Origin of the sequence: Paenibacillus humicola, assembly GCF_028826105.1 — a bacterium.
In the GTDB taxonomy this organism is placed as follows: domain Bacteria; phylum Bacillota; class Bacilli; order Paenibacillales; family Paenibacillaceae; genus Paenibacillus_Z; species Paenibacillus_Z humicola.
Genome location: NZ_JAQGPL010000001.1, coordinates 3367430 through 3393923 on the forward strand (window position 1 = coordinate 3367430; position 26494 = coordinate 3393923).

Genomic DNA, 26494 nt, shown 5'->3' on the forward strand with positions numbered 1-26494 from the left:
ACCCCCTTCGAAAAATGCGGCGGCCTTCCGTTTCATTAAAGAGGCGTAACGATCAGATTCGTCAGTTCGACATTGACCAGCTTGCCGCCGTCGGTCAGCACCGGATTGATCAGGTTGAGCAGCTTCGCACACAGTTCGTCCTGCCCGTGCGAGCCTTTAATATCCTCCGGCTTCAAATCCGCAAGCGTCCGCAAAATGATCGGCGTGATCTGAATGTCCTTGATTTTGTCAAAATCCGCTTTGGTCGATTTCTTGTCCAGCTGAAACGCTAAGCTCAGGACGGCGATATAATCCGTGTCCGCCAGGTTCGTTTTAATATCGGACAGCTCGCTCGTGAGCGCGACGCGCTCGTCCGCGCTCAGCTGCTCCGCCTTCACCGAAGCGGCTTCGCCCGCTGCTTTGTCCGCGGCGTTCTTCGGATCGTCGCCGCCCAGCATCGACTTGTAGAGGATAACCGCCACAACCGCAATCAGCGTAATCGCGAGCAAAATGGTCATCAGCCACGGGAGCATCCTTCTCATGATGATTGTTCCTCCGTTTCGCCGCTTTTGGAGCTGGCCGCATAAACGCCGATCGTGCGAAGATAACGCTGCATGGAAGCAATGACCTCGTCCGCTGCTTCAAGCACCAATATTTTTTTTCCGGTCGTCAGCGTTACCAGCGTATCGGGCGTTTCCTCGACCGTTTCGATCAGCAGCGCGTTTATGTATAAATGACTGCCGTTTAAACGAGTTACCTCGATCATGGGACTTCCTCCTTACCCTGCCGGGGAGGCGCTGCGGCGCCTCCTAGCGGGTTACGCCTAGTGCTTCAGGTTCACAATCTCCTGCAAAATTTCGTCGGATGTCGTAATGATGCGCGAATTGGCCTGGAAGCCGCGCTGAGCCACGATCATTTCCGTAAATTCGCTTGTCAGATCGACGTTCGACATTTCCAACTGACCGGCGACGATGGCGCCCGTGCCGGCATCCGGGTCGTTGGCCGTCGTTATCTCGACCTCGCCGTCCGGATTCGCGTTCGGGGTTACGCGGTACAAATTGCCGCCTACTTTTTCCAGCCCGCCGGGGTTGACGACCTTGACAAGTCCAAGCTGCGCAATCGTCTGCGTCGTGCCGTCGGCGGCTACGCCGATAATCGAGCCGTCCTGGGCGATGGAGAACGCCTTGATCGTCGTCGGATCGACGGTGATCGGCGCGCCGCCCGAATCCAGCACGAACATGCCGTCGCTCGTCACCAGCTGGCCGGCCGCATCGAGCGTGAAATTGCCCGCGCGCGTCAAGTACGGCGTGCCGCCGTCGGCATTCGGGGCGACCGCGAAAAATCCGTCGCCGTCGATCCGGACGTCCGTCGGCACGTTCGTCGTCATGGCGCTGCCCGGCGTGTGGAGCGTATCGATCGCGGAAATCGCAACGCCGAGCCCGACCTGCTTCGCGTTGATGCCCCCCGACGTCCCTTCCACCGGGGCGGTGACTCCCGCCACGGATTGGCTGAGAATGTCCTGAAACATGACGCGGCCTGCTTTAAACCCGATTGTGTTGACGTTGGCAATATTGTTGCCGATGACATCCAGCTTGGTTTGAAATCCGCGCATACCCGAAACTCCGGAATACAACGATCTTAACATTGAAGCTGTCATCCTCCCTGAGATTAATATTGATTACCCGCTTACTGCCGCTTCCGTCGATCCGCGGCATTTCGGCTTCCTCATTCCGAGGTCCGGCCGTCCGTCATGTAACAACAACCGCGCTGTCGATCTGCGTGAACACGCCGCCATGGACCGAATGCCCGGCCATGGCCGTCACAACCGTGCGGCTGGGCACGTTGACGATCATGGCGATATCGCGGTACAGCACAAGCGAGTCTTTGGCGCCTTTCGCCTCCGCCTGATCGATTGCGCCGACGATTTTGGCCAGCGTTTCCGGCTTCAGCGCAATGCCGCGCTGGGCCATCCGCGCTTCGGCATGATGGCTGAATTTCAGCGTCGTCCGTTCGAGCGCCTCCTTGAACGTCGCGCCGTTTTCCGCCGGCTCATTCGGCCGGGGCTGCTTCCGCAGCTGCGCTCCCGGTCCGGTCAAGGCCAGCCTGCCGATCGTCAACCGGTCATTCATTTCCATTTGCCGCGTCACCGCCATCGGCGATCGAAACGATCTCGTCCAGATTCACGTCGGTGCCGCCGACTTTGGCGTATTCCGCGCCGTCTTTAATCAGAATCGAATCGACCTGGCCCGATTTCAGAACCGGCTCCCCGCCGTCCGACACGTCGTTCCATTCGATCGTCTTGCCGATCATGCTGGAGGCCATGCCGAGATTTTGCCGCAGCCGGGTCATTTCGTCCGACATGTTCATCAGCTGCTCGACCGAGGTAAACTGCGCCATCTGCGCCACAAAATCTTTATCGTCCAGGGGCTGCATCGGGTCTTGGTTTTTCAGCTGGGTAACGAGTATTTTAAGAAAATCGTCCTTTCCGAGCGACGTGTCCTTCGGTTTGGCCGCTGCGGCCTGGACATTGCCGGCTGCATAATACGGCCAAACATTTTGCGTGGATATGCCTTCTCCGGCCATTTGCGCCTCACCTCCGTTCCTCCGGGACCATCAAGATTCTGTTAAACCGTCGTATGCAGGCTTCTGCCCAGCCCCAGGTCGCGATGCGCCGCCTGCTGCGCTTCAAGCCGCTCCATATCCGCATCGAAAGCGGAAACGCCTTCCGCCGCATCGTCTTTCGGCTTGTTACGCTTGGCATGCTGCTGCTCTCTGCCCGGTTGTCCCTGCCGATCCTGGAACAGACCCTGCTGCACCTGATTCTGCGTCACGTCAAGCCGGTCGATCTGAATCCCCTGCGTTTGCAGTGCCGAACGAAGCTGCATCATCTGGGCTTCGAGCGCGTCCTTCGCCGCCGCCGTATCCGTGACGAAATGGGCCGTCAGCTGGCCGTTATGCAGCGCGATGCGCACGTCCACTTGTCCGAGCTGCTCCGGGAAGAGCGAAATGCGCGCTTCATGAACTCCGTTTGCGCCGCCGGAAACCGTAAACTGTCTGACGATCAGCTCTTGCATGGACTGCGCAAACTGCTGCGCCGGCACCGGCTGAGCGGCAGGAAGCCGGGTCGGCAAAATGGCCTTAAGCGGCTCCTGAATACCTCCGCCCGGCTGCAGAGCCGGCTCCGGATGAGCGGAACCCGGCCGCTCCGTCATGCTGAGCCGTTGTTCGGGCGTCTCTTTCTCCCGATCCTGCACAACCGCAAGCAGTCCGGCTGTCAGCGGCCGGCTGCCCAACTTTTGCAGGTGGGCGCTTGCGGCCTGCCCGGTGTGCGGCGATTGCGCCGCTTGCTGAAACGCCGCCTGAACGGCATCCGGTAAGCTGGCCGCTGTCCTGCCGGCTTCGCCTCCGCCGTCCAGCAGCTCGCTTGCGGAGACGAGCTGCTGGGCGATTGCTGCATAAGCGCTCCGGCCGGCGGCCGTTCCTTTGCTGTCCTGCACGAACGTCTTTAAATCGGCGAGCGCCTCTTGAAGCCCCGCTTTCAGGACTGCAATCTCCGGCTGCGGGCGCGCTGCGCTTAATGGCTCCGGCTGCGCCTCCTGCGTTGACGCGCCGGCTGTTAGAGCTTGCGCCTGCTGCAGCACGAGCGCATTTAATGCGGCGCTCATCCCCGCAGCGCCGTTCGGACCGGCAGGCAGTCCCAGCGGAAGCTCCGAATCGCCGCCGCTTGCCTCCGCTTGATCCGATTCCGGCATCGGCTGCAAAATCGGCGCCAGGCCGAGCAGCGACAGCAGTTGATCCATTTGAACCCATGCAGCGGACAGATCGTCCTGCTGCCGCTTCTGCTGCGTATCCTCTTTCGCATCCGCCGTTTCCAGCTTTTGCAGCAGCTTGTCAATAACCGCAAGAAGGTCGGCCGAAGACGCGTTTCCGGCGAGCAGCGGGTTCGCAAGCCCTTCCGTTTTGACATTGGCTGCGGTACCTTCCGCTGCCTGCCGAATTTCGGCGCGGCCGTTTGCTCCGCCAGCGCCGGCGCCGGCGCCTGCCGTGCCGGAAATCGTCTGCACCAGCGCCTGCCCGAACGCGTTTCCGCCTTCCGGTTTGGCCGCCTGGCCGGCGGCTGAAGCGGGCTGTGAAACGGCCGGCGAGGCGGACTGCGATATTGTCATCGGCATGTTGTTTGTTCACCTCCTTCCCCTATTCAAGAAAGCAAGCGGCTGTTATTTGCCGGCGAGCAGCTTCGATACGAGCTGCGCGGTCATGCCGTCGTTCATGTTCGACATCTCCGCGATGATGGCTGAACGCGAGGCATCGCTGACCGTGCCTAATATCCGCAATACTTTGCTCGGGCTGACATCGGCCATTTTGACCAGCAGCCCCGCCGCGCTTTTCGGGTCCATTTGCGAGAAGGTCTGGTTCAGCTGCGCCGGATCCAGCACGGTTTGCGGCTGCGCGCTTTTCGTTTCCAGCTCCTTGACCCGCGCCTGCAACGCCGCGATCTGCATGTCCTTGGCGGGCACCGCGTCCTTCAGCCGGATCGTCGCCTCCGCCGCCGTCTTCGGATTCATTTTCTCGAGAATGCTGACGCGGTCGTCGGGCCGCATTGCATTCAGCACGAGCACCGCATCTTCCATGTCCATGCTTTCCAATATGGGCGCCGCCTTGCTCGGCGTAATTTTGGCATACATATTCGCGAGCTCGGCGATTTTACTTTGGTACTGCTCGTCCGTCAGCTGCTTCTCTTCGTTGACCCGCTTCAGCTGGTCGACCTGGCCCTGCAAATCGTTAATCTGCTGCGCCTGCTGCGCAGCATCGGCCGCCGCTTTAGCCAGCGCCGCTTCCTTCGCGGTCAGAGCCGTCTGCAGCTCGCTCAGCTTCGCCGCCGTATTGGCGCCGCGAAGCGTTTCGTCGTCCGGCTGACGGCCGGCCGCCGTTTCCGGCGCGGGCAGCACCTTGTTCAGCAGCGGAATCGAGCTGCCGATTTCAAGCGCTTTGTTCCGAAGATCGTAGTTGAACAGCGTCATCAAAACGCCGAGCAGGATAAGCGTAAACAGGATCGGAGTGACGAAAAACATCACCCGCTCGAATCCGCTGTAGCTCTGCTTTTCCATTTCCATGTCCGCCATAAGGGCTCCCTCCCTAGGGCTGACGCCCTAATCGTCAATTGCGAGCCCTGATGTCAAGGGGCCGATACCGCAAACCGGACCGCCGCCATTTCATCCAGCTCACCCTGCTCCTTCGACTGCATGGCCGCCCGAAACAGCTGAAGCGCATTGTCCTTCGATTTTTGCCAAATTTGTTCATCCTTCATTTTTGTCGACAATGCGGACCGTTTCCGGTCGACTTCCCGCTCCGCCTCGCTGACGTCGGCCAGCTTGCGGGCGATACAGCCGTCCAAATAATCGACATACTGCTGCATCGTCAGCAGCTGTACCAGCGGTACGGCGGTTCCCGAAGCCTGTTGGAGCCGCGCGATCCAGGCTTCCCGTTCTTCCCTCAGCCTTCCGAGCGACGCTTCCTCCTGGCGCAGCTTGACGACTGCCGCAGTGAGCAGCCATTCGGCCTGGGTCCGCTCGCTGCCCTTCAGGTCGACGATTTTCTGATATGCATAATGAAACCCGCCCATTTGAATGATCATCTCCTGTAAAATTCGCTCACAAGCCTCTGCTGCGCTTCGGCATAGCCGACCTTTTCCGATGTCTTCTGTTTCGCGAACGACCGGATCGATTCGATCGCATCGATGGCCGCATCAATATTTTTATTCGAACCGGGCTGGTACGCCCCAATATTGATAAGGTCTTCCGAATCTTTATAAATAGATAGTAGACGCTTCAATTCACCGGCTGCATCCAGCTGTTCTTCAGGGACGATTTCGTTCATGACGCGGCTGACCGATGCAAGAATGTCGATGGCGGGAAAATGACCTTTGTTCGCCAGCGCCCGGCTCAACACGATATGACCGTCCAAAATACCGCGCACCGCATCGGCGATCGGCTCGTTCATATCGTCGCCGTCGACAAGCACCGTATAGAAAGCGGTAATCGTGCCGTGCACGCCGGTACCGGCCCGTTCGAGAAGCTTCGGCAGCGCCGCGAAAACGGACGGCGTATAGCCTCTCGTCGCCGGCGGTTCGCCGATCGCGAGTCCGACCTCGCGCAGCGCCATCGCATAACGAGTAACGGAATCCATCATGAGCATGACGTTCAAGCCGCGGTCGCGAAAATATTCGGCGATCGTCGTTGCGATCAATGCGCCCTTCATCCGGATAAGCGCCGGCTGATCCGACGTCGCGACAATCACAACCGAGCGTGCGAGGCCTTCGGGCCCCAGATCCTTTTCGATAAATTCGAGCACCTCGCGTCCGCGCTCGCCGATGAGGGCGATGACATTGACGTCGGCCGACGTGTTGCGCGCCACCATGCCGAGCAGCGTGCTTTTTCCGACCCCGGATCCGGCAAAAATGCCGACGCGCTGGCCTTGTCCGACCGTCAGCAGCCCGTCGATCGCTCTGACGCCGATGCTGAGGGGCTCTTTCACCCGCGGACGCATGAGCGGGTTGGACGGCGGGTTATGCGTCGAATAATGCGGCATCCGGCTCGGCAGAAACGAGCCGTCGAGCGGATTTCCGAGCCCGTCCAGCACTTTGCCGAGCAGCTCGGTTCCAACCTGCACGGTCAGCGGCTTGCCCGTGCCGACAACGTCGCATCCGGGGCCGATCGCGTTCAGATCGCCGAGCGGCATCAGAATCACTTTATTGTTGCGGAAGCCGACGACTTCGGCATGAAGCGGCTTTGCCGATTTGACAGGGTAGATATAACAGACCTCGCCGATATTGGCGTCGGGCCCTTCGGACTCGACGGTAAGCCCGATCACCTGCGTGACCTTGCCGTTGACACGAACGGGATCCATGCGCCGAAGCTGCTCGATATATTTGTGCGGATCCGGTTTAACGGCCTTCATCGGACTGCTCACGCCCTTCGGTTACCATCGCGAGCTGGACAAGCTCCTTTTTCAGCTCCGCCAGCTGCGTATCAATCCGGGCATCGATGCTGCCGAACGCGGACCGGATAACGCAGCCGAACGGCTTGACAGTCGCGTCGGGAACGATTTGCAGCTCGGCCTGCGAATCGATCGCAAGGCTGAGCTCGTCTCTCGCCGCCTGGATAAAAGCCAGCTGCTGGGGGGCGACGCACAGGGTAATCACGCCTTGTTCCCGACGGCGTTCGAGCGTTTTGCGAATGAGCTCAAGCGTCCATTCGGGTGCAATCGTGAGCTGCCTGCAGATAATTTTCTCGGCGATCGCCGTGCTCAGCTCGGCCAGAAACGGCTCGGCTTCTCCGATGATTTGCTCTTTCATCGCATAAGCGGAATCCAGAATCGACTTCGCTTCGGCGAGCATCGATTCCCACTTGGACCGCGATTCGGCTTCAGCCTGCTGCAAGCCTTCGTTGTAGCCGAGCTCATAGCCGTCCCGGCGAACCTGATCCATATGGAGCAAATCCTGTTCGCGGCGCTCCTCCCACCAGGCGTCGATTTGCGCTTTTGCTTCGCTAAGCATCGCTTCGGCCTGCTCTTTCGTTTCCTGGAGCCGCTGATTGGCGATATACTCGGCGTCGTTCAAAATTTGGTCGCGCAGCAGGATCGTTTCCCGGTCGGGCCGGGCCGGCTCTTCGGGAGCTGCGGCTTTTGCTTTGAAAGCATGCTTATTAAACCATTCGAGCTTCTTCAAATCGTCGACCGAGACGACATGAGTGGATTTGTACAGCCGGCTAGACAATGATATCGTCACCTCCGCCGCGGGCAATAATGATTTCGCCGGCTTCCTCCAGCCTGCGAATCGTCGCTACGATGCGGGTTTGCGCCTCTTCGACGTCACGCAGCCGGACAGGGCCCATAAATTCCATTTCTTCTTTGAACGTGTCCGACATGCGCTTGGACATATTGCGGAATATCGCTTCTCGCACTTCGTCGCTGGCCACTTTAAGCGCAAGCTGAAGATCGGCGTTCTCGATATCGCGAATAATCCGCTGAATGGAACGGTTGTCGACGTTGACGATATCCTCGAAGACGAACATCCGCTTCTTGATTTCCTCGGCCAGCTCCGGGTCCTGGATTTCCAACGCGTCGAGGATCGTGCGCTCCGTGCCGCGGTCGACCCCGTTCAAAATTTGCACGATCGATTCAATTCCGCCTGCGCTGGTGTAGTCCTGCGTAACGGTAGCCGACAGCTTCTGCTCCAGCACGCGCTCGACCTGCGAGATGACTTCCGGCGACGTGCTGTCCATCAGCGCGACTCTGCGCGCGACTTCGGCCTGCTTTTCCTGCGGAAGCGAGGATAAAATCGCCGACGCCTGATCGGACTGCAAGTACGAAAGCACCAGCGCGATGGTCTGCGAGTTTTCGTTCTGGATGAAGTTCAAAATCTGGCTGGCGTCCGCTTTGCGGGCAAAATCGAACGGCCTCACCTGGAGCGTTGCCGTCAGCCGGTTGATCACTTCCATCGCTTTCGTCTCGCCGAGCGCCTTCTCCAATATTTCTTTGGCGTATGTAATGCCGCCCTGCGAAATATATTCCTGTGCAAGGCAGATTTGGTGAAACTCGCTTAAGATTTGGTCCTTGTCGCCGCTGTCGACCTTCCGGACATTGGCGATTTCGAGCGTCAGCTGTTCGATTTCGTCATCTCTCAAATGTTTAAAGATTTGGGCTGAAACTTCAGGGCCGAGCGAAATGAGCAATATCGCCGCTTTCTGGCGGCCGCTGAAACCTTGTGAGACTTTCGCCACCCTTTTTGTCACCTCTATTCATCAACGAGCCAAGTCCGGAGCAGATTGACAAACTCGTCCGGCTTCCGTTTTGCCAGCGTCTCGAGCTGTTTGCGTACCTGGGTCTCGTCGTTTACGCTCTCGAGATCGATGGTCGGGTATTCCAATTTGGCGGGCAGGTCCGCTTCCTGGAGCTGCTCCGACCGTCTGCGTTTGCGTATTATGGCGTAACCGAGTCCGCCAATCAGCGCGACTGCGGCGAGACCGATGCCGGCCATCCAGGCAGTCGAAAGTCCGGAAGCCGTTCCTGCCGGGCCGGAGTCCGCAAAGGTTTGACCGATGACCGAAACCTTCTTGGCGATCAGCGTGTCGTCGCTGACGTTTTGACCGGAGCCTGCGAGCTGGGACCGCACAAGCGAGGTCAGAAACGCATTGATATCGGCTTTCGCCTGCGGCGTCAGCCTGCTTTGCTCGATGCCGACGCTGACCGATAAATCTTGAATCACATAAGGGCCCGACTCGATTTGATTGTTAATCCGATTAAACTCGTAGTTGGTTGTCCGGCTGTTTTCTTCGCTGCTTGTCGTACCGCTTCCGTCCGCCGCCTGGTACGTGGGGATGTCCGTCTGTCCCGTGCCGGCAACGCCCCCCGCGCCGCTTGACCCGGTTGCGGTTTTGTTGTCCTGCTGCTCGCTGACGATAATGCCGTTATTGTTGTTATTGTCCAGCGGCGTCACCAGGTGCTCGTCCGTCGTTTTTTTATCGAAATTAATCGAACTGCTGACGTTGACGACCAAGTTGTTCTGGCCGACGATCGGACCGAGAAACTGCTGGATTTTCTGTTTCAGGTCAAGCTCGTATTTGCGCTGGATCTGCAAATGCGTCTCGAGTGCCGTTGCGCCGGCTGCGCCGCCGAGCTCGCCGGAAGCGAGCAGCTCGCCTTGCGGGCTCGTAATGGTGATATTGTCCGCGCTCAGGTTCGGCACGGCCGTTTTGACGAGATTGTAATAGCCGTCGATTTCCTTCTGCGCCGGCCGGTAACCGGGCTTGAAGGTCATCATGATCGAAGCGGAAGCCTGATCCTTCTCATCCGTTGAGAGAAAAACGCTTTCTTCCGGCAAATTGACCAGCACCTTCGTTTGTTCGACGCCTTGCATGCCGTTTAGCAGCTTTTGAATTTCGCCGTTCAGCGCATTGCGGTATTTCACATCGAACTCGCGGTCCGTCGATCCGAACATCGATGAGCCGTCGTTAAAAGCGTCAAAGCCGATGGAGCCGTTTTGGACGAGTCCTTCGGAGCCCGCTTCCACTTTCACCTTTGCCGCCTCGGCCGCCGGCACCAGAATGCTTTGCCCGCCGTCGGTCAGCCGGTACGGAATTTTATTGCCGTCCAAATAATTCAGGACCGCTGCCGCGTCCGTATTGTCCAAATTTTGAAACGCGAGCTCGTAATGGGTCCGGGAGAAAAAAGCGGTCAATAGTATGACGGTCAGCAGAAGCACACCCGCAGACGCGCCAAGCCATATTTTTTGACTTTTCCCCATCCTGTTCCAATACCCGGCGACCGCCTGCCGATATCGGACGAATTTTTCGTTCACCGTTTCACCTCAATCTCAGGCTGTTGACAGGAGCTACATCTGCATCCGCATAATTTCCTGATAAGCGTCAATGACTTTGTTGCGGACTTGCGAGGTGAGCGCAAGGCTTAGCTCGGCTTGCTGCGATGCGATCATGACGTCCGACACGTCCGCCTGACCGAGCATGAATCGATCGGTGACGGCGCTTGCATTTTGCTCCATGGCCCCCACACCATTCAATGCCTGCTGTAGATAATCGCCAAAGCTCCGGGTCATCTCCGCAGGCGTTCCGCCTGCTTGCTCTACTGTCTCCGGCCCGTGAGCCGGACGAACCGGGAATAACGACATTTGGTTGATCAAGGTAACCCCTCCGATGATTGAACTGCTTATTTGCCGATATCGAGCGCTTTGATGAACATGCCTTTCGTCGCATTCAGCGCCGTGACATTCGCCTCATAAGAGCGGGAGGCCGATATCATATCGACCATTTCTTTCAGCACATCGACATTAGGCATTTGGACATATCCATTTGCATCCGCATCGGGATTGCCCGGATCATAGACAAGCTTGGCGGGCGAAGGATCTTCGACAATTCTCGCCGCCTTTACACCCTTGGAGCCTATTGAGCCGTCGCTGCCGTTCATTTGACCATCTAACAAATCGGAGAACGACGGCATCGGTTCGAAGACGACCATCTTTCGCTTGTACGGCTCGTATCGCCCGTTCACAAACTTCGCCCTTGTCGTATCGGCATTGGCGATGTTCGACGAAATGACGTCCATCCGAAGACGCTGCGCCGTTAACGCCGAGGCACTGATGTCAAATCCGCTTGTCAGGTTCACCGCCGCTATCTCCCCTCAATCGCCGTTCGCATCATTTTCACATCGTGGCTGATTTGCTGTATGTATACGTTATAGCCGAGCTGATTTTGCGCAAGCAGCGCCATTTCCCGATCAATATCGACATTATTCGCGTTATTGTTCATCCTGTCGTGCTCGTCCGTAATCCGCTGCGCTTCCGGAACGGACCCGGACGGTCCGATGGCAATATGGCGCGCATTCGTTCGTCTGCCCTGCAATACGGGCTGGTTCGCGCCTGCAGCGCCCTGCAGCAGCTCTTCGAATAAGACTTCAGAACGTTTAAAATTAGGCGTGTCTGCATTCGCAATATTGTTGGAAATGACTTTCTGCCTCATTTCGCCAGCTTGGACCGCCTGTTCAAGCCGCCTGAATCCGGTACCGCTCAATACCTGCATAGGATATACCACCACTTTCCATATTGTTCATAGTTACTATTCAACAGAATGATCAACATTCCTTCTTTCTTCGACAAAAGATTATTAAAAAAATGAGAGAGCCGTGTCGATTTACGACACATTAATATTCTCCCAATTTCCTAATTGTTTACAATAAGAAAAAAGCCCTATCTTGTGTTAGATAGGACTTTGCACGGAAACGCCTCATTGTTAGGAAAGAATTAACTTTTTTGCTTGTCAAGCTCCTGAATGAGCTGATTATTCAAGATTTTGATATAGGTCCCCTTCATGCCGAGCGAACGCGTCTCGATGACGCCCGCGCTCTCCAGCTTGCGAAGAGCGTTCACGATCACCGAGCGCGTAATGCCCACACGATCGGCGATTTTCGATGCGACAAGCAGACCTTCCTTCCCATCCAGCTCTTCGAAAATGTGCTCGACAGCCTCAAGCTCGCTGAAGGACAGCGAGCCGACGGCGACGGCCACGACGGCCCGGCTTCTCGCTTCCTGCTCGATTTCTTCGGCGCGCTCGCGTAAAATTTCCATGCCGACGATGGTGGAGCCGTATTCCGCCAAAATCAGATCGTCGTCGCCAAACGGCTCCGAGCTCCGCAGCAAAACAAGCGTACCTAGACGGTCGCGTCCGCCGACGATCGGGACAACCGTCATTTTCTCCTGCCCGCCCATCATCGGAAACGCTTCGCGGATCCCCTCGTCGGGCTCGGCATTCGTTACCGTTTCCTGCATATTCATGAACCTGTCGTTGCTTTCCTGCGAAAACCTGAGATCCGATGCCGGCATTACGCGCAGCTGCTCATGCTGATGCGGATTCGCCGCGGAGCTGCCGAGCACCTTCCCCCTGCGGCTGACAACAAATACATCGGCTTGTATCGTTGTGCACAGCACCTCCGCCATATCCCGAAAATTGAGAGCACCGCCGGCCGCGCGCTGCAGCAGCCGGTTCAGCGTTCTCGTCTTTGCAAGTAAACTCATGCCTTGGCCTCCTACATTCCAATCCGAACCTCTATAAAATATATTGACTCAAATCGCGATTTTTCGCAATATTCCCTAACTTTTCGCGGACATACTCCGGCGTAATCGTCATCCGGTCCAGCGACAGCTCCGGAGCTTCAAACGACAGATCCTCCAGCAGCTTCTCCAAAATGGTATGCAGCCTGCGCGCCCCGATATTTTCCGTATTTTTGTTGACATCGACCGCGATCGAGGCGAGCTCGCGGATCGCTTCGTCGGTAAAATCGATTTCAATCCCTTCGGTTTCGAGAAGTGCCGTATACTGCTTGGTCAGCGCGTTCTTCGGCTCGGTCAAAATCCGGATAAAGTCCTCCAGGCCAAGGTTGGTCAGCTCCACGCGAATCGGGAACCGTCCCTGCAGCTCCGGTATCAGATCCGACGGCTTCGCGATATGGAAAGCGCCGGCTGCAACGAACAGAATAAAATCCGTTTTGACGGAACCGTATTTCGTCGTAACCGTCGAGCCCTCGACGATCGGCAGGATGTCGCGCTGCACGCCTTCCCGGGACACGTCCGGCCCCGATCCCCGCGAGGAGCTGGCGATTTTGTCGATCTCATCGATAAAAATAATACCCGACTGCTCGGCGCGGCCGATCGATTCCGCAATGACATCGTCCATGTCGATCAGCTTATTCGCTTCTTCCTGAGTAAGCGCCTTGCGCGCTTCCTTGACCGGAAGCCTCCGCTTTTTCGTCCGCTTCGGCATCAGCTGGCCGAACAGCTCCTGCATGTTTGCCCCCATGCCTTCCGCTCCCTGGCCTGCCAGCATATCCAGCATGGTCGGCGCCGTGTCCTCCACCTCGATCTCGATCTGTTCCTGTTCGAGCTTACCGGCCGCGAGCTGCTCCCTGATCTGCTGCCTGCGATTCGTGACGGAAGCGTCCTGCTCCTGCTCCGGCTCGGGTTCTTTTTGGTTTGCACCGCCGAACAGCATCTCGAACGGATTTTTTTGCGGCTTCGGTTTCGACGACGAAGGCACGAGCATCGAAACGATGCGCTCGTTGGCGAGCACCTCCGCTTTATCGCGCACCTTCTCGGTCTTCTCCGCCTTCACCATCCGGATCGCCGTCTCCACCAGGTCGCGCACCATCGATTCGACGTCGCGGCCGACATAGCCGACCTCCGTAAACTTCGTCGCCTCTACCTTGACGAACGGGGCACCGACAAGTTTGGCAAGCCGGCGCGCAATTTCCGTCTTGCCGACGCCGGTCGGCCCGATCATCAGAATGTTTTTCGGCACGATTTCGTCGCGCAGCGTCTCTTCCAGCCGGCTTCTCCGGTACCGGTTGCGCAGCGCCACCGCGACCGAACGCTTCGCCTGTTTTTGTCCGACGATATACTTATCCAGCTCCGCAACGATTTGCCGCGGCGTCAATACATCGTTTTCCATTCCAATCCCTCCACCGGCCGGCTTAAGGCCGCTTTACTCGATCTCTTCCACGATAATATTCCGGTTCGTAAAGACGCAGATGTCCGCAGCGATTTCCAGTGCGGATCTGGCCATCTCTTTCGCTTCCAGATCAACGGCATGCTTCTTGAGCGCGCGCGCAGCGGCCATGGCGAAGCTGCCGCCCGATCCGATTGCGAGAATGCCGTCGTCCGGCTCAATAATTTCGCCGTTGCCGGAAACAAGCAGCATGCCGCTCGCGTCCATCACGATCATCATCGCTTCCAGCCGGCGAAGCACGCGGTCGGAGCGCCAATCCTTAGCCAGTTCGACTGCGGCGCGCTGCAGGTTGCCGTGATGCTCCTCCAGCTTCCCTTCGAATTTCTCGAACAGGGAAATGGCATCGGCGACCGAGCCCGCAAAACCGGCGACGACCTGTCCGCGATATAAACGGCGGACCTTCTTGGCCTGATGCTTCATGACCATGCTGTTTCCGAAGGTTACTTGGCCGTCGCCGGCAATCGCTCCTTTTCCATTATGCCGCACCGCGCAAATCGTGGTCGCATGAAACTGCATTTCCAATGATACCGCCTCCTTCAGCGTTAAACAAACATGACCGCCGCATTTCAAATCGAACGACGCGCTTTCGAGCAGGTACCCGCGACCAAAAGGAAGCAGCGGCCGCTTCTGCCGGCCGGGCAGCCGCTTGTCGACCGCCGCCCCTCATCTGCACCGGACGAACGGGCTTATTCGATTCCTGACGTAATCGGATTTCTGCCGTCCTGCTCGCTGCGGAAAGCGGCAAGCCGTTCCAGCGCCCGCAGAGCGATCGCTTCGTTCTTCTCTTTCTTGCCGCGAATTCTGCGCTCCAGCGGCGGAAACAGCCCGAAGTTGGCGTTCATCGGCTGGAAATGCTTGAAATCGGCCGTCGTAATGTACTGCGCCATGCTGCCAAGCGCCGTGTCCGCCGGAAATACGAGCGGCGCTAGGCCGCGCGCCAGCCGTCCCGCATTCAAACCTGCAATCAGTCCCGAGGCGGCCGATTCGACATAGCCTTCGACGCCGGTCATTTGGCCGGCAAAAAACAGCGTATCTCGTTGGTTGAACTGGTAAGTCGGCCGAAGCAGCTTCGGCGAATTGATAAACGTATTGCGGTGCATAACCCCGTACCGGACGAACTCGGCATGCTCCAAGCCCGGAATAAGCGAAAAGACCCGCTTCTGCTCGCCCCATTTCAAATGGGTCTGGAAGCCGACCAGGTTGTACAGCGTGCCGGCGGCGTTATCCTGACGAAGCTGAATGACGGCATGCGGAAGTTTGCCCGTATGCGGGTTGACGAGGCCGACCGGCTTCATCGGACCGAACAGCACCGTTTGTTTCCCGCGCCGCGCCATCACTTCTATCGGCATGCAGCCCTCGAAATACTGCTCTTTCTCGAACGTTTTGAGCTCTGCCGTTTCCGCCGTTACAAGCGCCTCGTAGAACCGGTCGAACTCCTCCACCGTCATGGGGCAGTTCAAATAGGCCGCTTCACCCTTGTCGTAGCGAGAAGCCAAATAGACTTTGCTCATATCGATGGAGTCTTTCTCGACGATCGGCGCCGCGGCGTCGTAAAAATAAAAATATTCCTCGCCGAGCTTCGAACGAATCTGTTCCGACAGCCCCGGCGCGGTAAGAGGGCCGGTCGCAATGACGACGATGCCGTCCTCCGGAATCGACGTCAGCTCCTCGCGGCGCACTTCGACAAGCGGATGTTCCTCAAGGAGCCGCGTGACATCGCCGGAGAAGCCGTCCCGGTCGACGGCGAGCGCGCCGCCGGCCGGCACGGCGTTGCGGTCCGCGCAATCCATAATAAGCGACCCGCTCCGGCGCATTTCTTCTTTCAGCACCCCGACCGCGTTGCTCAGTCCGTTCGCCCGCAGGCTGTTGCTGCAGACGAGCTCGGCGAAATGCTTCGTATGATGCGCCGGCGTCTTCCGGACCGGCCGCATTTCATATAACGTGACGGGAACGCCTTGGGCGGCGATTTGCCAGGCCGCTTCGCTGCCGGCAAGCCCTGCTCCGACGACCGTCACGCGCTGATGTTCGGACAAAACGTGTACCTTCCTTTCTAGCCGGACGAGTTTGCCCGGCGCCGCGTCAATATTCCGCCTGCTCCTGTTCGAGCTCCTGGTCCTCCAGCACTTCCTCCCTATAATCGCACTGCGGGCACTGCAGCCGCGCGCCGCTTCGGTTGCGCTTCTCGACCAGCATCGTACCGCACTGCGGACAAGGCTTGCCCGACGGTTTATCCCAGGATACGAAATCGCATGCCGGATAACGGTCGCAGCCGTAAAAGATTCGGCCCTTCTTGCTGCGGCGCTCGATAATTTTGCCTTCCTTGCATTTCGGGCACGTAACGCCGATATCTTTCACGATCGGCTTCGTGTTCCGGCAATCCGGAAAGCCGGAGCAGGCGAGAAACTTGCCGAAGCGACCCATTTTATAGACCATATGCCGGCCGCATTTCTCGCAGATCTCATCCGATACCTCGTCCTGAATCTCGATTTCCTTCATTTCGTCCTCGGCGACCTCGAGCCGCTTCTCGAACGATTCGTAGAAGGCGCCCAGCACGCGCACCCAATCTTCCTTCCCGTCCTCGACATGGTCGAGGTCGTCTTCCATATGCGCGGTAAACTCCACATTGAGAATTTCGGGAAAAAATTCCTCCATCAGCTGGATGACCAGCTCGCCGAGCTCCGTAGGAAAAAATTTCTTTTCTTCGATCGCGACATAGCCGCGCTTCTGGATCGTCTCCAGCGTCGGCGCATAGGTGCTTGGCCGTCCGATTCCGATTTCCTCCATCGTGCGGACAAGTCTCGCTTCGGTGTACCGGGGCGGCGGCTGCGTAAAATGCTGCTTCGGCTCGACCGATTCCGGCTCGGCCGTATCGCTTGCCTTCAGCGGAGGCAGAAACTTCTCCTCCTCCGTCGTGCCGTCGTCATTGCCTTCCACGTAAATTTTCATGAAGCCCGGAAACTTGATTTTCGAGCCGACCGCACGGAACGTCGCCGTTCCTACCGACAGGTCGACCGTCATCGTATCGAGCACGGCCGACGCCATCTGGCTCGCGACAAAACGTTCCCATACCAGCTTGTAAAGCCGGAACTGGTCGCGGCTTAAAAACTCTTTGACCGAATCCGGCTCGCGCAGCACCGATGTCGGCCGAATCGCCTCGTGCGCGTCCTGCGCGTTGCTGTTTCGCTTCAAATAAACCCGCGGCTGCTCCGGGTAATAAGGCGCGCCGTATTTGTCTTCGATAAACCCTTTCGCTTCCTCTTGGGCAACGGGAGATACCCGCGTCGAATCGGTACGCATATAGGTGATGAGACCGACGGTCCCTTCTTTGCCCAAATCGACCCCTTCATACAGCTGCTGGGCGATGGACATCGTCTTGGAAGCCCGGAAGCCGAGCTTGCGGGCCGCCTCCTGCTGCAGGGAGCTTGTAATGAAGGGCGGTGCCGGATTGCGCAGCCGCTCCCTCTCCTTCACGTCCGCGACGGTGAACGGCGAAGAGCCCATCGCCTTCAGCACGTCCTGAACGTCCTGTTCGCTGCCAAGCTCCTTCTTCTCTCCGCCAAGCGCGTAAAACTTCGCTTCGAACGTGGAGCTGCCGTGCTTCAGCAGCGCCGTTATCGTCCAGTATTCCTCCGGCACGAAGGCGTCGATTTCATTTTCGCGGTCGATAATCAGCTTGACGGCGACGGACTGCACGCGTCCGGCCGACAGCCCTTTTTTCACCTTTTTCCACAGCAGAGGGCTGATCTTATAGCCGACAAGACGGTCGAGAATCCGCCTGGCCTGCTGGGCGTTTACCAGATCCATATTGATCGGCCGCGGCGATTTGAACGCATCCTTGACCGCCTGCTTCGTGATTTCGTTAAAGACGACGCGGCACGAGTCGCGTTCGTTCAGCTCGAGGTAATGCGCCAGGTGCCAGGCGATGGCTTCTCCTTCGCGGTCGGGGTCCGCCGCGAGATATACTTTTTTTACTTTTTTGCTTGCGTCCTTCAGTTCCTTGAGAACGCTCCCTTTGCCGCGTATCGTAATATATTTGGGATTGAAATCGTTCTCGACCTCAACGCCGATCTGGCTCTTCGGCAGGTCGCGAATATGTCCCATCGACGCCTTGACAATAAATTTGCTGCCAAGGTATTTGCCGATCGTTTTCGCTTTAGCCGGCGACTCGACGATTACGAGCGAATCCGCCATCTTGAACGTCCCCCTTTCCATAAATTGCTCCAACTCGCACTAAAAGGCGCTATATATTGAACCGGGATGTTGTTCGACCCTTTGTTTTATACATAAATTTATCAGAACTGCGTTCAAAAGTCCAAACGGGTACGAGGTCCGCTCGTGCAGCTCGTCGATCGTGAGCGGCCCATCCTGCAAAATCGCGACCACAGCCGCTTCCTCCGCCGTCAGAGGTTCCGCACCGGAATGCCCTTCGAAAGCTCCCGGAGCTGCAGCCGTTCTCCGCTTCGGCAGCAGCTCGCTGTACTCTTCCATAATATCAGCCGCGGACGCAATCAGCTTTGCTCCCTGCTTGATCAGACTGTTCGTTCCCGCGCTCTTGGGCGAGGAAACCGGTCCCGGTACGGCGAACACATCGCGCCCCATTTCCAGCGCCTGATCGGCCGTTATGAGCGAGCCGCTGCGCTCCGCGGCCTCCACGACGGCCGTGCCGAGCGACAGTCCGGCGATGATGCGGTTGCGAAGCGGGAACAGGCCGGGATGGAAAGGCGTTCCGGGCGGCACTTCGGAAATGACGACCCCGCTGCCCCGCTCCGCAATGGAGCGGTACAAGGCGCGGTTTTCACGCGGGTAAACGACGTCGACCGGCGTGCCCAGCACCGCCACCGTGCCTCCGCTTCCCTCCAGTGCCCCCTCGTGAGCCATGCTGTCGATGCCGCGTGCCATGCCGCTCACGACGACGATGCCGCATTCGGACAGCTCCCGGGCAAGGTGCGAGGCGATTCTGCGGCCGTAAGCGGTCGGCCCGCGTGTCCCGACAATCGCGATCGACGGCCGGGTCAGCAGCTCGGTGCGCCCGATCGTATACAGCACCCAAGGCGGCTGCGGCGATTGTCTTAACCGCTCCGGATATTCGGCATCAAAGACGGTCAGCACGCGGATGCCGCGGGAGGCAAGCTTTTGCGAGCGCAGCGCCTGATCGGTCCCGGCAAATGCTCTGGACGCCGCCGCAGCCTGCTCCGGCTTCAATCCGACCGACGATACCCACGCTTCGGGCGTGAACCGGCCGTAAGCGTCCCATCTTCCGAATTCGGCCGCTTTGCGGACCGTTTGCCAGCCGATGCCCGGCGTTTCGTGCAGCGTCAGCAGCGCTTCCGTACGTTTCGCTTCATTATACATAACATTCCGTCCTTTCGTGCGGGACGGCTTGCATCCTATCTTCCCTATTTTGCTTGACATGGATTCAGAATGCAAGCCGCCGCTCCATATTCATGAAAAAAGCAACCTTCCGGCCCGGTTGACGGGTTTCCGAAAGGTTGCTTACCTTTTGCGCATCCTACGTATTCGATTGGCTTAAACCGGCTGTCAGTGCGTTTTACACTTGTCCAGCATGCCGCGCTCTTCCAGCGCCGCCACGAGCGTCGAGCCCATTTCCGAAGGCGTCGGCGCGACGCGGATGCCGCACTTCTCCAGCGTGGCGATTTTCTCGGCCGCCGTTCCTTTGCCGCCGGAAATAATCGCGCCGGCATGGCCCATCCGTTTGCCTGGAGGCGCCGTTGCGCCGCCGATAAAGCCGACAACCGGCTTTTTCATGTTCGCCTTGATCCATTCGGCCGCTTCCTCTTCCGCGGAACCGCCGATTTCGCCGATCATAATAACGGCATAGGTGTCCGGATCGTCGTTAAACATGCTCAGGACGTCGATAAACTCCGAGCCTTTAACGGGGTCGCCGCCGATGCCGACCGCGGACGATTGGCCGATGCCGCGCGTCGTCAATTGATGCACGGCTTCGTAAGTCAGCGTTCCGCTGCGGGAGACGACGCCGACATGGCCCTTGGCGTGGATGTAGCCCGGCATGATGCCGATTTTACATTCGTCCGGCGTAATGACGCCCGGACAGTTCGGCCCGATCAGGCGCGTTTTACGGCCTTCCATGTACCGTTTCACCTTAACCATGTCCAGCACCGGAATGCCTTCCGTGATGCAGATGACGAGCTCCAGCTCGGCGTCGACCGCTTCCAGGATCGCGTCGGCCGCGAAAGCCGGCGGAACGTAAATAACCGATGCGGTTGCGCCCGTTTCGGCGACGGCTTCGGCGACCGTGTTGAATACCGGAAGCGACACCGTGCTCCCGTTCTCCAACGTAATGTCGACCTTCTGGCCGCCTTTGCCCGGCGACGTTCCCCCTACCATTTGCGTTCCGTAGTCCAAAGCCCCTTTGGCATGAAACAAAGCGGTTTTACCCGTGATGCCCTGCGTGATGACCTTTGTATCTTTTCCTACCAAAATGCTCATTTCGAAGCTCACATCCCCTAAAAGAATTCATATGCCGCTTATTCTTCGGAAAACGGTCCGGCGTTACTTCACGAGCCCGACGATTTTTTGCGCGCCGTCGGCCATGGAGTCGGCGGCCACGATGTTCAGTCCCGATTCGTTCAGCATTTTTTTGCCCAAATCGACGTTCGTGCCTTCGAGGCGAACGACGAGCGGACGGTCGAGACCCAGCTCTTTCGCCGCGGCGATGACGCCTTCCGCGATGACGTCGCAGCGCATGATGCCGCCGAAAATGTTAACGAAAATCCCTTTGACCTTCTCGTCGGACAAAATGATTTTGAACGCTTCCGTTACTTTCTCTTTGGTCGCGCCGCCGCCTACGTCGAGGAAGTTGGCCGGATCGCCGCCGTAATATTTGATAATGTCCATCGTCGCCATCGCAAGACCCGCGCCGTTGACCATGCAGCCGATGTTGCCGTCGAGCGCGATGTAGCTCAGGTCGAATTTGGATGCCTGAATTTCCTTTTCGTCTTCCTCGTCCAGGTCGCGCAGCTCAAGGATGTCCTTGTGCCGGTACAGGGCGTTGGAATCGAAGTTCAGCTTGGCGTCAAGCGCCATGACATTGCCGTCGCCCGTGACGACGAGCGGATTGATCTCGGCGATCGAGCAGTCCTTGTCCACAAACGCGCTGTAGAGGGACAGCATGAACTGCGCCGCTTTATTGACCAGCTCGTTCGGGATATGAATCGCAAAAGCGAGCTTTCTCGCCTGGAACGGCTGCAGCCCGACAGCGGGGTCGATCACTTCTTTGAAAATTTTCTCCGGCGTGCGCGCGGCCACTTCTTCGATCTCCGTGCCGCCCTCTTCGGAAGCCATCATGACGACGCGGCCCGTACCGCGGTCGACGACGACCCCGATGTAATATTCTTTCTTAATGTCGCAGCCCTGCTCGACGAGCAGCCGCTTCACTTCTTTTCCTTCCGGACCCGTTTGATGCGTGACAAGCACTTTGCCTAAAATTTCGCTGGCGTATTGGCGCACCTCGTCCAAATTTTTGGCGACTTTGACGCCGCCGGCTTTACCCCGGCCGCCGGCATGAATTTGCGCTTTGACGACGACGACCTGCGTACCGAGCTCTTTCGCCGCTTCGACCGCCTCGTCGACGGTGAAAGCCACCTTGCCCTCGGGTACGGCGACACCGTACTGTTTCAGCACTGCCTTGCCTTGATACTCATGGATATTCATTGACGAAAATCCTCCTATCCGTAAGTCGATTGCTGCGGATCTAGAAGAAACATGACGACGTCGTCCTATAGGGCGATGCGAGTTTCTTCCCATAAATCTATAGAGATAGTAAGGCGAAATGTTATACTTCCCCATAGATGAACACAAGCCTTAATTATTGTAGCATGTTTTCATAAGGCTTTCCTTATCTTTTCATGTGAAGATGGCATCTTTTTTGATATCATTTTCATCTCATTTCGAGATTAAATCGATCAAGTTCGATACCGTTTTCCAAGTCCTTCCTCTTGTTTTTTACACATCGGCTAGTATGGCCATCGACTGGAAAAAACTTGCACGTTTGTTTCAAACGGGTGGAAAGCGTCGGATTTTGTTGACAGATCCGCCTCCGTTGATCTAAGATTTTCTACAACAAACAAGTTCATTCGACAGGATTGTGAGGAAGCACCTTCATCCATATTTTGGAGGTGCTTTTTTGCATGTATACAAGCTTATGCAGCGGGAGCGTATACGGCGTGGAGGGACGGCTGATTACCGTCGAGGCGGATATTTCCAGCGGCCTGCCGCAGGTCAACATCGTCGGGCTGCCCGATCCCGCGGTACGGGAATCGGTGGAACGGGTCAGGGCGGCGATCAAAAATTGCGGGTTCACGTTCCCTTTGGAACGGATCACGATCAATCTCGCCCCCGCCGATCTGCGCAAAGAAGGCACGGCGTACGATCTGGCGATCGCCTGCGGCATCCTGGCCGCGAGCGGGCAGCTGAAGCCCGGGCTGTTCGAAGGTGCGCTCGTGCTCGGTGAGCTGGCGCTGAACGGGGAGATCCGCGCCGTTCCCGGCGTGCTCGCCATGGTCGAGCAGGCGAAGCTGCACGGCATCCGCCGCATCCTGCTGCCGGGTGACAATGCGCCGGAAGCGTCGTTTATCGGCGGGCTCGATTTGTTCGGAACCGCACATTTGCGCGAGCTTGCCGGCTGTTCGTCCGGCGGGGACCTCGGCAGCCTGCGTTTCGACGGGGAGAAGGCGGCCGCTGCCCGCGGTGCGGCAGCTGAACCGCCGTCGTTTTCCTGCGGGGACTACGGTGACGTGCTCGGCCAGCATCATGCGAAACGGGCGATGCTGATCGCCGCGGCGGGAAAGCACAACGTCCTGCTGTCGGGGCCTCCGGGTACGGGAAAAACGATGCTTGCCCGCAGGCTTCCCGGCATCATGCCGTATCTGGAGGAAGAGGAAGCGCTGCAGGTCACGAAAATTTACAGCGCCGCAGGCAAGCTTCCGCAAGGCGTCACGTCGCTGCTGCGCGAGCGGCCGTTCCGGTCGCCGCATCATACGATATCCGCAGCCGGCCTGATCGGCGGCGGTTCCGTTCCCCGGCCGGGCGAAGCGACGCTGGCGCACCGCGGCGTGCTGTTTCTCGACGAGCTGCCGGAGTTCTCGCGGGCGGCGCTGGAGGTGTTGCGGCAGCCGCTCGAGGACCGCGAGGTGACGATCGCCCGGTCGCGCGCGGCCGTCCGGTTTCCGGCGAGCTTTCTGCTCGCCGCATCGATGAACCCCTGCCCGTGCGGCTATTTCGGCCACGAGAGCGACGACAACGCCTGCCGCTGCAGCCCGGTCCAAATTGCCCGGTACCGGACAAAAATATCCGGTCCGCTGCTGGATCGCATCGATATGCAGATCGAGGTTTCCCGCCCGCTCGCTTCGGAAGGGCTGTCTCCTGGGATGACGTCGGCGCAAATGCGCGACACCGTCCTGAAAGCGCACCGCATCGGCCGCGAACGAACCCGAAGCACCGGGGGGCATATCGGGGAAATGGCCGGCGCGGCGCTGCGGAGAGCGGCGGATCTTTCGCAGGAAGCGGCTCGCATGCTGCAGCTTGCGTTCGATTCGCTTGGCGTCAGCCTTCGCGCGCACGACCGGATTCTCCGGCTCTCGCGCACGATCGCCGATCTCGAGGAGTCCGAACGCGTGGAAAGCCAGCATATCGCAGAAGCGATCGGCTACCGGAGCCTCGACCGCAAGCTGCAGTCGCTTTAATCGGTCGGAAGGCTTGCAGGCGCAGGACGGCCCCCGTTTCCGCCTGCTCCATCTCGGCTAAAAAGCGCCCTCAAGATGGCGATACTCGATGATTTGGCCGGAATGCTTGTCCAGCGACAGCACGATGGCATCGAACCGGACCGGGACGCCCTGCAGGTTGTGCTGCTGAATATAGATTTCCGCTAGCGTCCGCACGCGCCGCTGCTTGCGAAAGTCGACCGATTCGGATGCCGTGCCGAAACGGCCGCCGGAGGTCCGCGTCCGCACCTCCGCCACGATTACCGTTTCCCCGCGGCGAGCTACGATGTCCAATTCGCCGAACCGGCACCGCCAGTTGCGGTGAAGGATTTCGTAGCCTCCCTGCCGCAGGCGTTCGGCTGCAGCCTCCTCGCCTATGCGGCCCACCTCGCGACGCCTGCTCAGCCGCAGCGAAGCATCCAGGTCGCGCGGCTTTCCCGGAGGTTTGCCAAAGCCGCCGCTCATCGCGTCCCCCCTCCCGCGCGCTGATCCGTCCGATAGACGAACGACAAGATTTCGGCGACCAGGGCGTACAATTCCGGCGGGATTTCCTGGTCGATATCGAGCTTGGACAGCACCTCGATGAGCGAAGCGTCCTGCTGCACCGGTACGCCTGCTTCGGCAGCTTTGTCCAAAATCGCTTCCGCCAATTTCCCGCTTCCTTTGGCTGTGACGACAGGCGCTCCGCCGTCGCCGGGCTCGTATTTGAGCGCAACCGCCTTTTTGACCGCCCGGTCTTCGGCAGGCTGCCGTTTGCCCGTTGCCGGACTGCGTTCTTCGTTCATATGCGATAATCAACTCCCTTATACGGCTTGGACGACCGAGCCCGGAAATCGGCTGACGGCAGAACCTGCAAAACGCCGCCTTGCGGCTCCTCCCGGCTTCGCTCCGCAAAAGGCGTCGTCCGGAGCGAAGACAGCTGGTATCCGGCCCTCCGGAGCGATTCTGCCATTTCATCGCGAGATGCTTCCATTAGGTCCGCGACGGCAGGATGGTTATTCCATAGGTTTACGCTGACGATTTTGTCCACGACCTGGACCTCCGCGACCGTATCGCCAAGCGATTTCAGCCGCAAATCGAACAGCAGCCGGCAGTTGTCGGCATCGAGCTCGCCTTTGCGGCCGCGGCGGGTCTGGATGTGGACGGATGCCGTCCGGGCGCCGTCTTCTCCTCGCATCGGGATAAACATCGCGACATAAGTGAATAGCCCCCCCGTTCGCTCCGGCGCAAGCATCAGCTGCTGACCGGTAATATGCCGGACCAGCTGCTCCGCCGCATCCTTAAGCGCGGGAGGGACGTCGGCATCGCTTGCCAGCGTCATGAGCGAGTTCTTAAGCGATTCCGCCTCCAGCCGGGGCGGCTCACTGCCCGAAGAATGTACGGCAGCGGATACAGGGCCGGCGGCATATCGGGGCTGAGGGCCGCCGCGAGTCGCATCCCCGGTTATCCGCTCCGCCTGTTCGTCGGCGGGCGGCTGCGCCGTACCGGCATGACGAGCGTCCTCCCGTGACGAATCGATCGGGCTGTCTGCGGCTGGCGGATCCACAGCTCGTTTCGCCGCCGATTCTGTGACGGCCCGCGCCAAAAGCCGCTCGTGATCGACGCCGAGCCATTTTAAAATTTGGGCCGGCCAGCCGCCGGAGTCGCGGGCCTGCCCGTGCTCCGCGTTCACCGCTCCCAGGCCGGCGGCGGTTTCCGGCGTGCCTCGCAGCGCCCGAGGAGCGACCGGCTCGCCGCCGTTCTGCGAAGCGACGCTTCCGTCCGGCACGGCACGCGCCTGGCCCGCATGCGCCGACGTCCGCGCATCCGATGGGCCGGTGGCCGTCTGTGACTGTGCTCCTCCGCGGGCAGCGAAAGCCGCAGGGGCATTCCCGGGCAGCACAGCGGATCCAGCTTCGCCGGCGCCTGATCCGGCTTGTTCGCCTGTCGGCAGCCGGCCATCCGCAAGCGCCCGGTCACCGCTCACAGCCCTCAGCAGCGCTTCGCCGTCTTCAATCAGCAGGTTTTTCAGCTTCTCCGCCGCCAACCGGAAAGAACCGGACGGCTGCGCCACCGAACGCTCCTCCTCCCGGGCTGCGGAATTCCGCCAGTCGTCCAGCTTCGCCTCCAAAACGTCCAGCAGCTCATGCAGCGGCGGCCCGGCCTCCACCTGCCGAAGCGCACTGACGACCGTCGCGGTCATCGGCAGTCCGCGGCTGTACGCAAGCCCTGCCGCCTGCATCCAGGTAATCGCGTTTTCTCCCTGCGGCATAGCGGCGGCTGCGAGCCGAAACGAAGCCGCCGCTTCCTGAAGCGAAGATCCTTGTCTGCTGCGAACCTCGCTTGCCAGATCGAGCGCCCACTGCCGGTCCGCCGGCAGGCCCATCGCCTTGGCCCAGTCTTTTAACGTTTCGTCCGGCGCCTCCGCCTCCTGCAGCCCGATCGGCTTCAAATGGAGCAGCCCGTCCTCCGATTGCGGCTGTACCTGAAGCAGTGTCGTCCGTCCGGTCGTCATCGGGATGTCCAGCCGGGCGCGCACCTGGACGCCGTTTATTTGGACCAGCGCTTCAAGCTCGTCGACGGCCTGCAGCAAAACGCCCCGAACGATCTGTCCTCCCTTCAGCTCCAGCGCTTTTCCGCCGTCCGGCCGGGCTTCGCCGAGCAGCCCTCGCATCAGCTGTCCGATATGCATATACCGCTCCTTTCCATTATCACCAACCGCTTGTA

At 58.9% G+C, this 26494-nt stretch carries 27 protein-coding genes; 1 reads left to right on the plus strand and 26 read right to left on the minus strand.

Annotated elements, in window-relative coordinates; all coding sequences use genetic code 11:
- Positions 1–35 precede the first annotated feature (35 nt).
- The 23 genes from PD282_RS15400 to sucC form a co-directional block, all read right to left on the minus strand.
- Positions 36–521 (minus strand): flagellar basal body-associated FliL family protein, encoded by a 486-nt coding sequence (locus tag PD282_RS15400; protein ID WP_274651538.1) that lies wholly within the window; start codon positions 519–521, stop codon positions 36–38.
- Complete coding sequence (locus PD282_RS15405) at positions 518–745, minus strand: flagellar FlbD family protein (protein WP_274651539.1); 228 nt, start codon at positions 743–745, stop codon at positions 518–520. The genes PD282_RS15400 and PD282_RS15405 overlap by 4 nt, the downstream gene beginning before the upstream one ends.
- Before the next feature lie 57 nt (positions 746–802).
- On the minus strand, positions 803–1624 hold the full coding sequence (flgG, locus tag PD282_RS15410; protein ID WP_274651540.1) for a flagellar basal body rod protein FlgG: 822 nt from the start codon (positions 1622–1624) through the stop codon (positions 803–805).
- Positions 1625–1727: 103 nt separating this feature from the next.
- On the minus strand, positions 1728–2114 hold the full coding sequence (locus tag PD282_RS15415; RefSeq protein ID WP_420832302.1) for a TIGR02530 family flagellar biosynthesis protein: 387 nt from the start codon (positions 2112–2114) through the stop codon (positions 1728–1730).
- Positions 2101–2562 (minus strand): flagellar hook capping FlgD N-terminal domain-containing protein, encoded by a 462-nt coding sequence (locus PD282_RS15420; protein WP_274651541.1) that lies wholly within the window; start codon positions 2560–2562, stop codon positions 2101–2103. Before PD282_RS15420 ends, PD282_RS15415 begins: the two co-directional genes overlap by 14 nt.
- 41 nt (positions 2563–2603) lie before the next feature.
- Positions 2604–4151, minus strand: a complete 1548-nt coding sequence (locus tag PD282_RS15425; RefSeq protein ID WP_274651542.1) for a flagellar hook-length control protein FliK — start codon at positions 4149–4151, stop codon at positions 2604–2606.
- Positions 4152–4196: 45 nt separating this feature from the next.
- Positions 4197–5102, minus strand: a complete 906-nt coding sequence (locus PD282_RS15430; protein ID WP_274651543.1) for a magnesium transporter MgtE N-terminal domain-containing protein — start codon at positions 5100–5102, stop codon at positions 4197–4199.
- A gap of 53 nt (positions 5103–5155) precedes the next feature.
- A complete protein-coding gene (gene fliJ, locus PD282_RS15435) occupies positions 5156–5602 on the minus strand; it encodes a flagellar export protein FliJ (protein WP_274651544.1) in 447 nt (148 codons plus the stop codon).
- Positions 5603–5610: 8 nt separating this feature from the next.
- Entirely contained in the window at positions 5611–6936 is a 1326-nt protein-coding gene (fliI, locus tag PD282_RS15440) for a flagellar protein export ATPase FliI (RefSeq protein ID WP_274651545.1), read from the minus strand.
- Positions 6923–7753 carry a FliH/SctL family protein gene (locus PD282_RS15445; RefSeq protein WP_420832303.1) on the minus strand — a complete coding sequence of 277 codons (831 nt, stop codon included), beginning with the start codon at positions 7751–7753 and terminating at the stop codon, positions 6923–6925. The genes fliI and PD282_RS15445 overlap by 14 nt, the downstream gene beginning before the upstream one ends.
- Positions 7746–8759 (minus strand): flagellar motor switch protein FliG, encoded by a 1014-nt coding sequence (fliG, locus tag PD282_RS15450; RefSeq protein ID WP_274651546.1) that lies wholly within the window; start codon positions 8757–8759, stop codon positions 7746–7748. Before fliG ends, PD282_RS15445 begins: the two co-directional genes overlap by 8 nt.
- A gap of 14 nt (positions 8760–8773) precedes the next feature.
- Positions 8774–10336, minus strand: a complete 1563-nt coding sequence (gene fliF, locus PD282_RS15455; RefSeq protein ID WP_274651547.1) for a flagellar basal-body MS-ring/collar protein FliF — start codon at positions 10334–10336, stop codon at positions 8774–8776.
- Between the two features lie 33 nt (positions 10337–10369).
- Positions 10370–10663 (minus strand): flagellar hook-basal body complex protein FliE, encoded by a 294-nt coding sequence (gene fliE, locus PD282_RS15460; protein WP_476703965.1) that lies wholly within the window; start codon positions 10661–10663, stop codon positions 10370–10372.
- A 38-nt stretch (positions 10664–10701) separates the two neighbouring features.
- Positions 10702–11157, minus strand: coding sequence for a flagellar basal body rod protein FlgC (flgC, locus tag PD282_RS15465; protein WP_274651549.1), 456 nt, complete (start codon positions 11155–11157; stop codon positions 10702–10704).
- Between the two features lie 5 nt (positions 11158–11162).
- On the minus strand, positions 11163–11570 hold the full coding sequence (flgB, locus tag PD282_RS15470) for a flagellar basal body rod protein FlgB (protein WP_274651550.1): 408 nt from the start codon (positions 11568–11570) through the stop codon (positions 11163–11165).
- Positions 11571–11791: 221 nt separating this feature from the next.
- Positions 11792–12562: a GTP-sensing pleiotropic transcriptional regulator CodY gene (gene codY / locus PD282_RS15475; RefSeq protein WP_274651551.1), complete on the minus strand. Its 771-nt coding sequence runs from the start codon at positions 12560–12562 to the stop codon at positions 11792–11794.
- 31 nt (positions 12563–12593) lie between these two features.
- Positions 12594–13991, minus strand: a complete 1398-nt coding sequence (gene hslU, locus PD282_RS15480) for an ATP-dependent protease ATPase subunit HslU (RefSeq protein WP_274651552.1) — start codon at positions 13989–13991, stop codon at positions 12594–12596.
- A 33-nt stretch (positions 13992–14024) separates the two neighbouring features.
- Positions 14025–14570 carry an ATP-dependent protease subunit HslV gene (gene hslV, locus PD282_RS15485; RefSeq protein ID WP_274651553.1) on the minus strand — a complete coding sequence of 182 codons (546 nt, stop codon included), beginning with the start codon at positions 14568–14570 and terminating at the stop codon, positions 14025–14027.
- A 164-nt stretch (positions 14571–14734) separates the two neighbouring features.
- Positions 14735–16081 carry an FADH(2)-oxidizing methylenetetrahydrofolate--tRNA-(uracil(54)-C(5))-methyltransferase TrmFO gene (trmFO, locus tag PD282_RS15490; RefSeq protein WP_274651554.1) on the minus strand — a complete coding sequence of 449 codons (1347 nt, stop codon included), beginning with the start codon at positions 16079–16081 and terminating at the stop codon, positions 14735–14737.
- Positions 16082–16127: 46 nt separating this feature from the next.
- Entirely contained in the window at positions 16128–18239 is a 2112-nt protein-coding gene (gene topA / locus PD282_RS15495) for a type I DNA topoisomerase (protein WP_274651555.1), read from the minus strand.
- Between the two features lie 39 nt (positions 18240–18278).
- Positions 18279–19400 carry a DNA-processing protein DprA gene (gene dprA / locus PD282_RS15500; protein WP_274651556.1) on the minus strand — a complete coding sequence of 374 codons (1122 nt, stop codon included), beginning with the start codon at positions 19398–19400 and terminating at the stop codon, positions 18279–18281.
- Positions 19401–19586: 186 nt separating this feature from the next.
- Positions 19587–20516 (minus strand): succinate--CoA ligase subunit alpha, encoded by a 930-nt coding sequence (gene sucD / locus PD282_RS15505; RefSeq protein ID WP_274651557.1) that lies wholly within the window; start codon positions 20514–20516, stop codon positions 19587–19589.
- 63 nt (positions 20517–20579) lie between these two features.
- Positions 20580–21740 (minus strand): ADP-forming succinate--CoA ligase subunit beta, encoded by a 1161-nt coding sequence (gene sucC, locus PD282_RS15510; protein ID WP_274651558.1) that lies wholly within the window; start codon positions 21738–21740, stop codon positions 20580–20582.
- Between the two features lie 476 nt (positions 21741–22216).
- Here sucC and PD282_RS15515 point away from each other — a divergent pair, with 476 nt between their 5' ends.
- Positions 22217–23770 carry a YifB family Mg chelatase-like AAA ATPase gene (locus PD282_RS15515; protein WP_274651559.1) on the plus strand — a complete coding sequence of 518 codons (1554 nt, stop codon included), beginning with the start codon at positions 22217–22219 and terminating at the stop codon, positions 23768–23770.
- A gap of 57 nt (positions 23771–23827) precedes the next feature.
- On the opposite strand, the gene PD282_RS15520 is transcribed toward PD282_RS15515, so the two are convergent.
- The 3 genes from PD282_RS15520 to fliK are packed head-to-tail and all read right to left on the minus strand — an operon-like array spanning position 23828 to position 26459.
- Positions 23828–24253 (minus strand): YraN family protein, encoded by a 426-nt coding sequence (locus PD282_RS15520; protein ID WP_274651560.1) that lies wholly within the window; start codon positions 24251–24253, stop codon positions 23828–23830.
- Positions 24250–24573 (minus strand): EscU/YscU/HrcU family type III secretion system export apparatus switch protein, encoded by a 324-nt coding sequence (locus PD282_RS15525; RefSeq protein ID WP_274651561.1) that lies wholly within the window; start codon positions 24571–24573, stop codon positions 24250–24252. Before PD282_RS15525 ends, PD282_RS15520 begins: the two co-directional genes overlap by 4 nt.
- A complete protein-coding gene (gene fliK, locus PD282_RS15530; RefSeq protein ID WP_274651562.1) occupies positions 24570–26459 on the minus strand; it encodes a flagellar hook-length control protein FliK in 1890 nt (629 codons plus the stop codon). Before fliK ends, PD282_RS15525 begins: the two co-directional genes overlap by 4 nt.
- Between the last annotated feature and the right edge of the window lie 35 nt (positions 26460–26494).

What these genes read in the sequence shown, in the direction of transcription:
- PD282_RS15515 (WP_274651559.1), top strand. Translation starts at nt 22,217, where the DNA reads ATGTATACAAGCTTATGCAGCGGGAGCGTATACGGCGTGGAGGGACGG.
- fliJ (WP_274651544.1), bottom strand. Translation starts at nt 5,602, where the DNA reads ATGGGCGGGTTTCATTATGCATATCAGAAAATCGTCGACCTGAAGGGC.
- hslU (WP_274651552.1), bottom strand. Translation starts at nt 13,991, where the DNA reads ATGGAAAACGATGTATTGACGCCGCGGCAAATCGTTGCGGAGCTGGAT.
- fliI (WP_274651545.1), bottom strand. Translation starts at nt 6,936, where the DNA reads ATGAAGGCCGTTAAACCGGATCCGCACAAATATATCGAGCAGCTTCGG.
- topA (WP_274651555.1), bottom strand. Translation starts at nt 18,239, where the DNA reads ATGGCGGATTCGCTCGTAATCGTCGAGTCGCCGGCTAAAGCGAAAACG.
- PD282_RS15420 (WP_274651541.1), bottom strand. Translation starts at nt 2,562, where the DNA reads ATGGCCGGAGAAGGCATATCCACGCAAAATGTTTGGCCGTATTATGCA.
- PD282_RS15415 (WP_420832302.1), bottom strand. Translation starts at nt 2,114, where the DNA reads ATGGAAATGAATGACCGGTTGACGATCGGCAGGCTGGCCTTGACCGGA.
- flgB (WP_274651550.1), bottom strand. Translation starts at nt 11,570, where the DNA reads ATGCAGGTATTGAGCGGTACCGGATTCAGGCGGCTTGAACAGGCGGTC.
- PD282_RS15400 (WP_274651538.1), bottom strand. Translation starts at nt 521, where the DNA reads ATGAGAAGGATGCTCCCGTGGCTGATGACCATTTTGCTCGCGATTACG.
- fliK (WP_274651562.1), bottom strand. Translation starts at nt 26,459, where the DNA reads ATGCATATCGGACAGCTGATGCGAGGGCTGCTCGGCGAAGCCCGGCCG.
- sucD (WP_274651557.1), bottom strand. Translation starts at nt 20,516, where the DNA reads ATGAGCATTTTGGTAGGAAAAGATACAAAGGTCATCACGCAGGGCATC.
- PD282_RS15430 (WP_274651543.1), bottom strand. Translation starts at nt 5,102, where the DNA reads ATGGCGGACATGGAAATGGAAAAGCAGAGCTACAGCGGATTCGAGCGG.
- dprA (WP_274651556.1), bottom strand. Translation starts at nt 19,400, where the DNA reads ATGTATAATGAAGCGAAACGTACGGAAGCGCTGCTGACGCTGCACGAA.
- codY (WP_274651551.1), bottom strand. Translation starts at nt 12,562, where the DNA reads ATGAGTTTACTTGCAAAGACGAGAACGCTGAACCGGCTGCTGCAGCGC.
- PD282_RS15525 (WP_274651561.1), bottom strand. Translation starts at nt 24,573, where the DNA reads ATGAACGAAGAACGCAGTCCGGCAACGGGCAAACGGCAGCCTGCCGAA.
- PD282_RS15405 (WP_274651539.1), bottom strand. Translation starts at nt 745, where the DNA reads ATGATCGAGGTAACTCGTTTAAACGGCAGTCATTTATACATAAACGCG.
- PD282_RS15520 (WP_274651560.1), bottom strand. Translation starts at nt 24,253, where the DNA reads ATGAGCGGCGGCTTTGGCAAACCTCCGGGAAAGCCGCGCGACCTGGAT.
- sucC (WP_274651558.1), bottom strand. Translation starts at nt 21,740, where the DNA reads ATGAATATCCATGAGTATCAAGGCAAGGCAGTGCTGAAACAGTACGGT.
- PD282_RS15425 (WP_274651542.1), bottom strand. Translation starts at nt 4,151, where the DNA reads ATGCCGATGACAATATCGCAGTCCGCCTCGCCGGCCGTTTCACAGCCC.
- fliE (WP_476703965.1), bottom strand. Translation starts at nt 10,663, where the DNA reads ATGTCGTTATTCCCGGTTCGTCCGGCTCACGGGCCGGAGACAGTAGAG.
- flgG (WP_274651540.1), bottom strand. Translation starts at nt 1,624, where the DNA reads ATGTTAAGATCGTTGTATTCCGGAGTTTCGGGTATGCGCGGATTTCAA.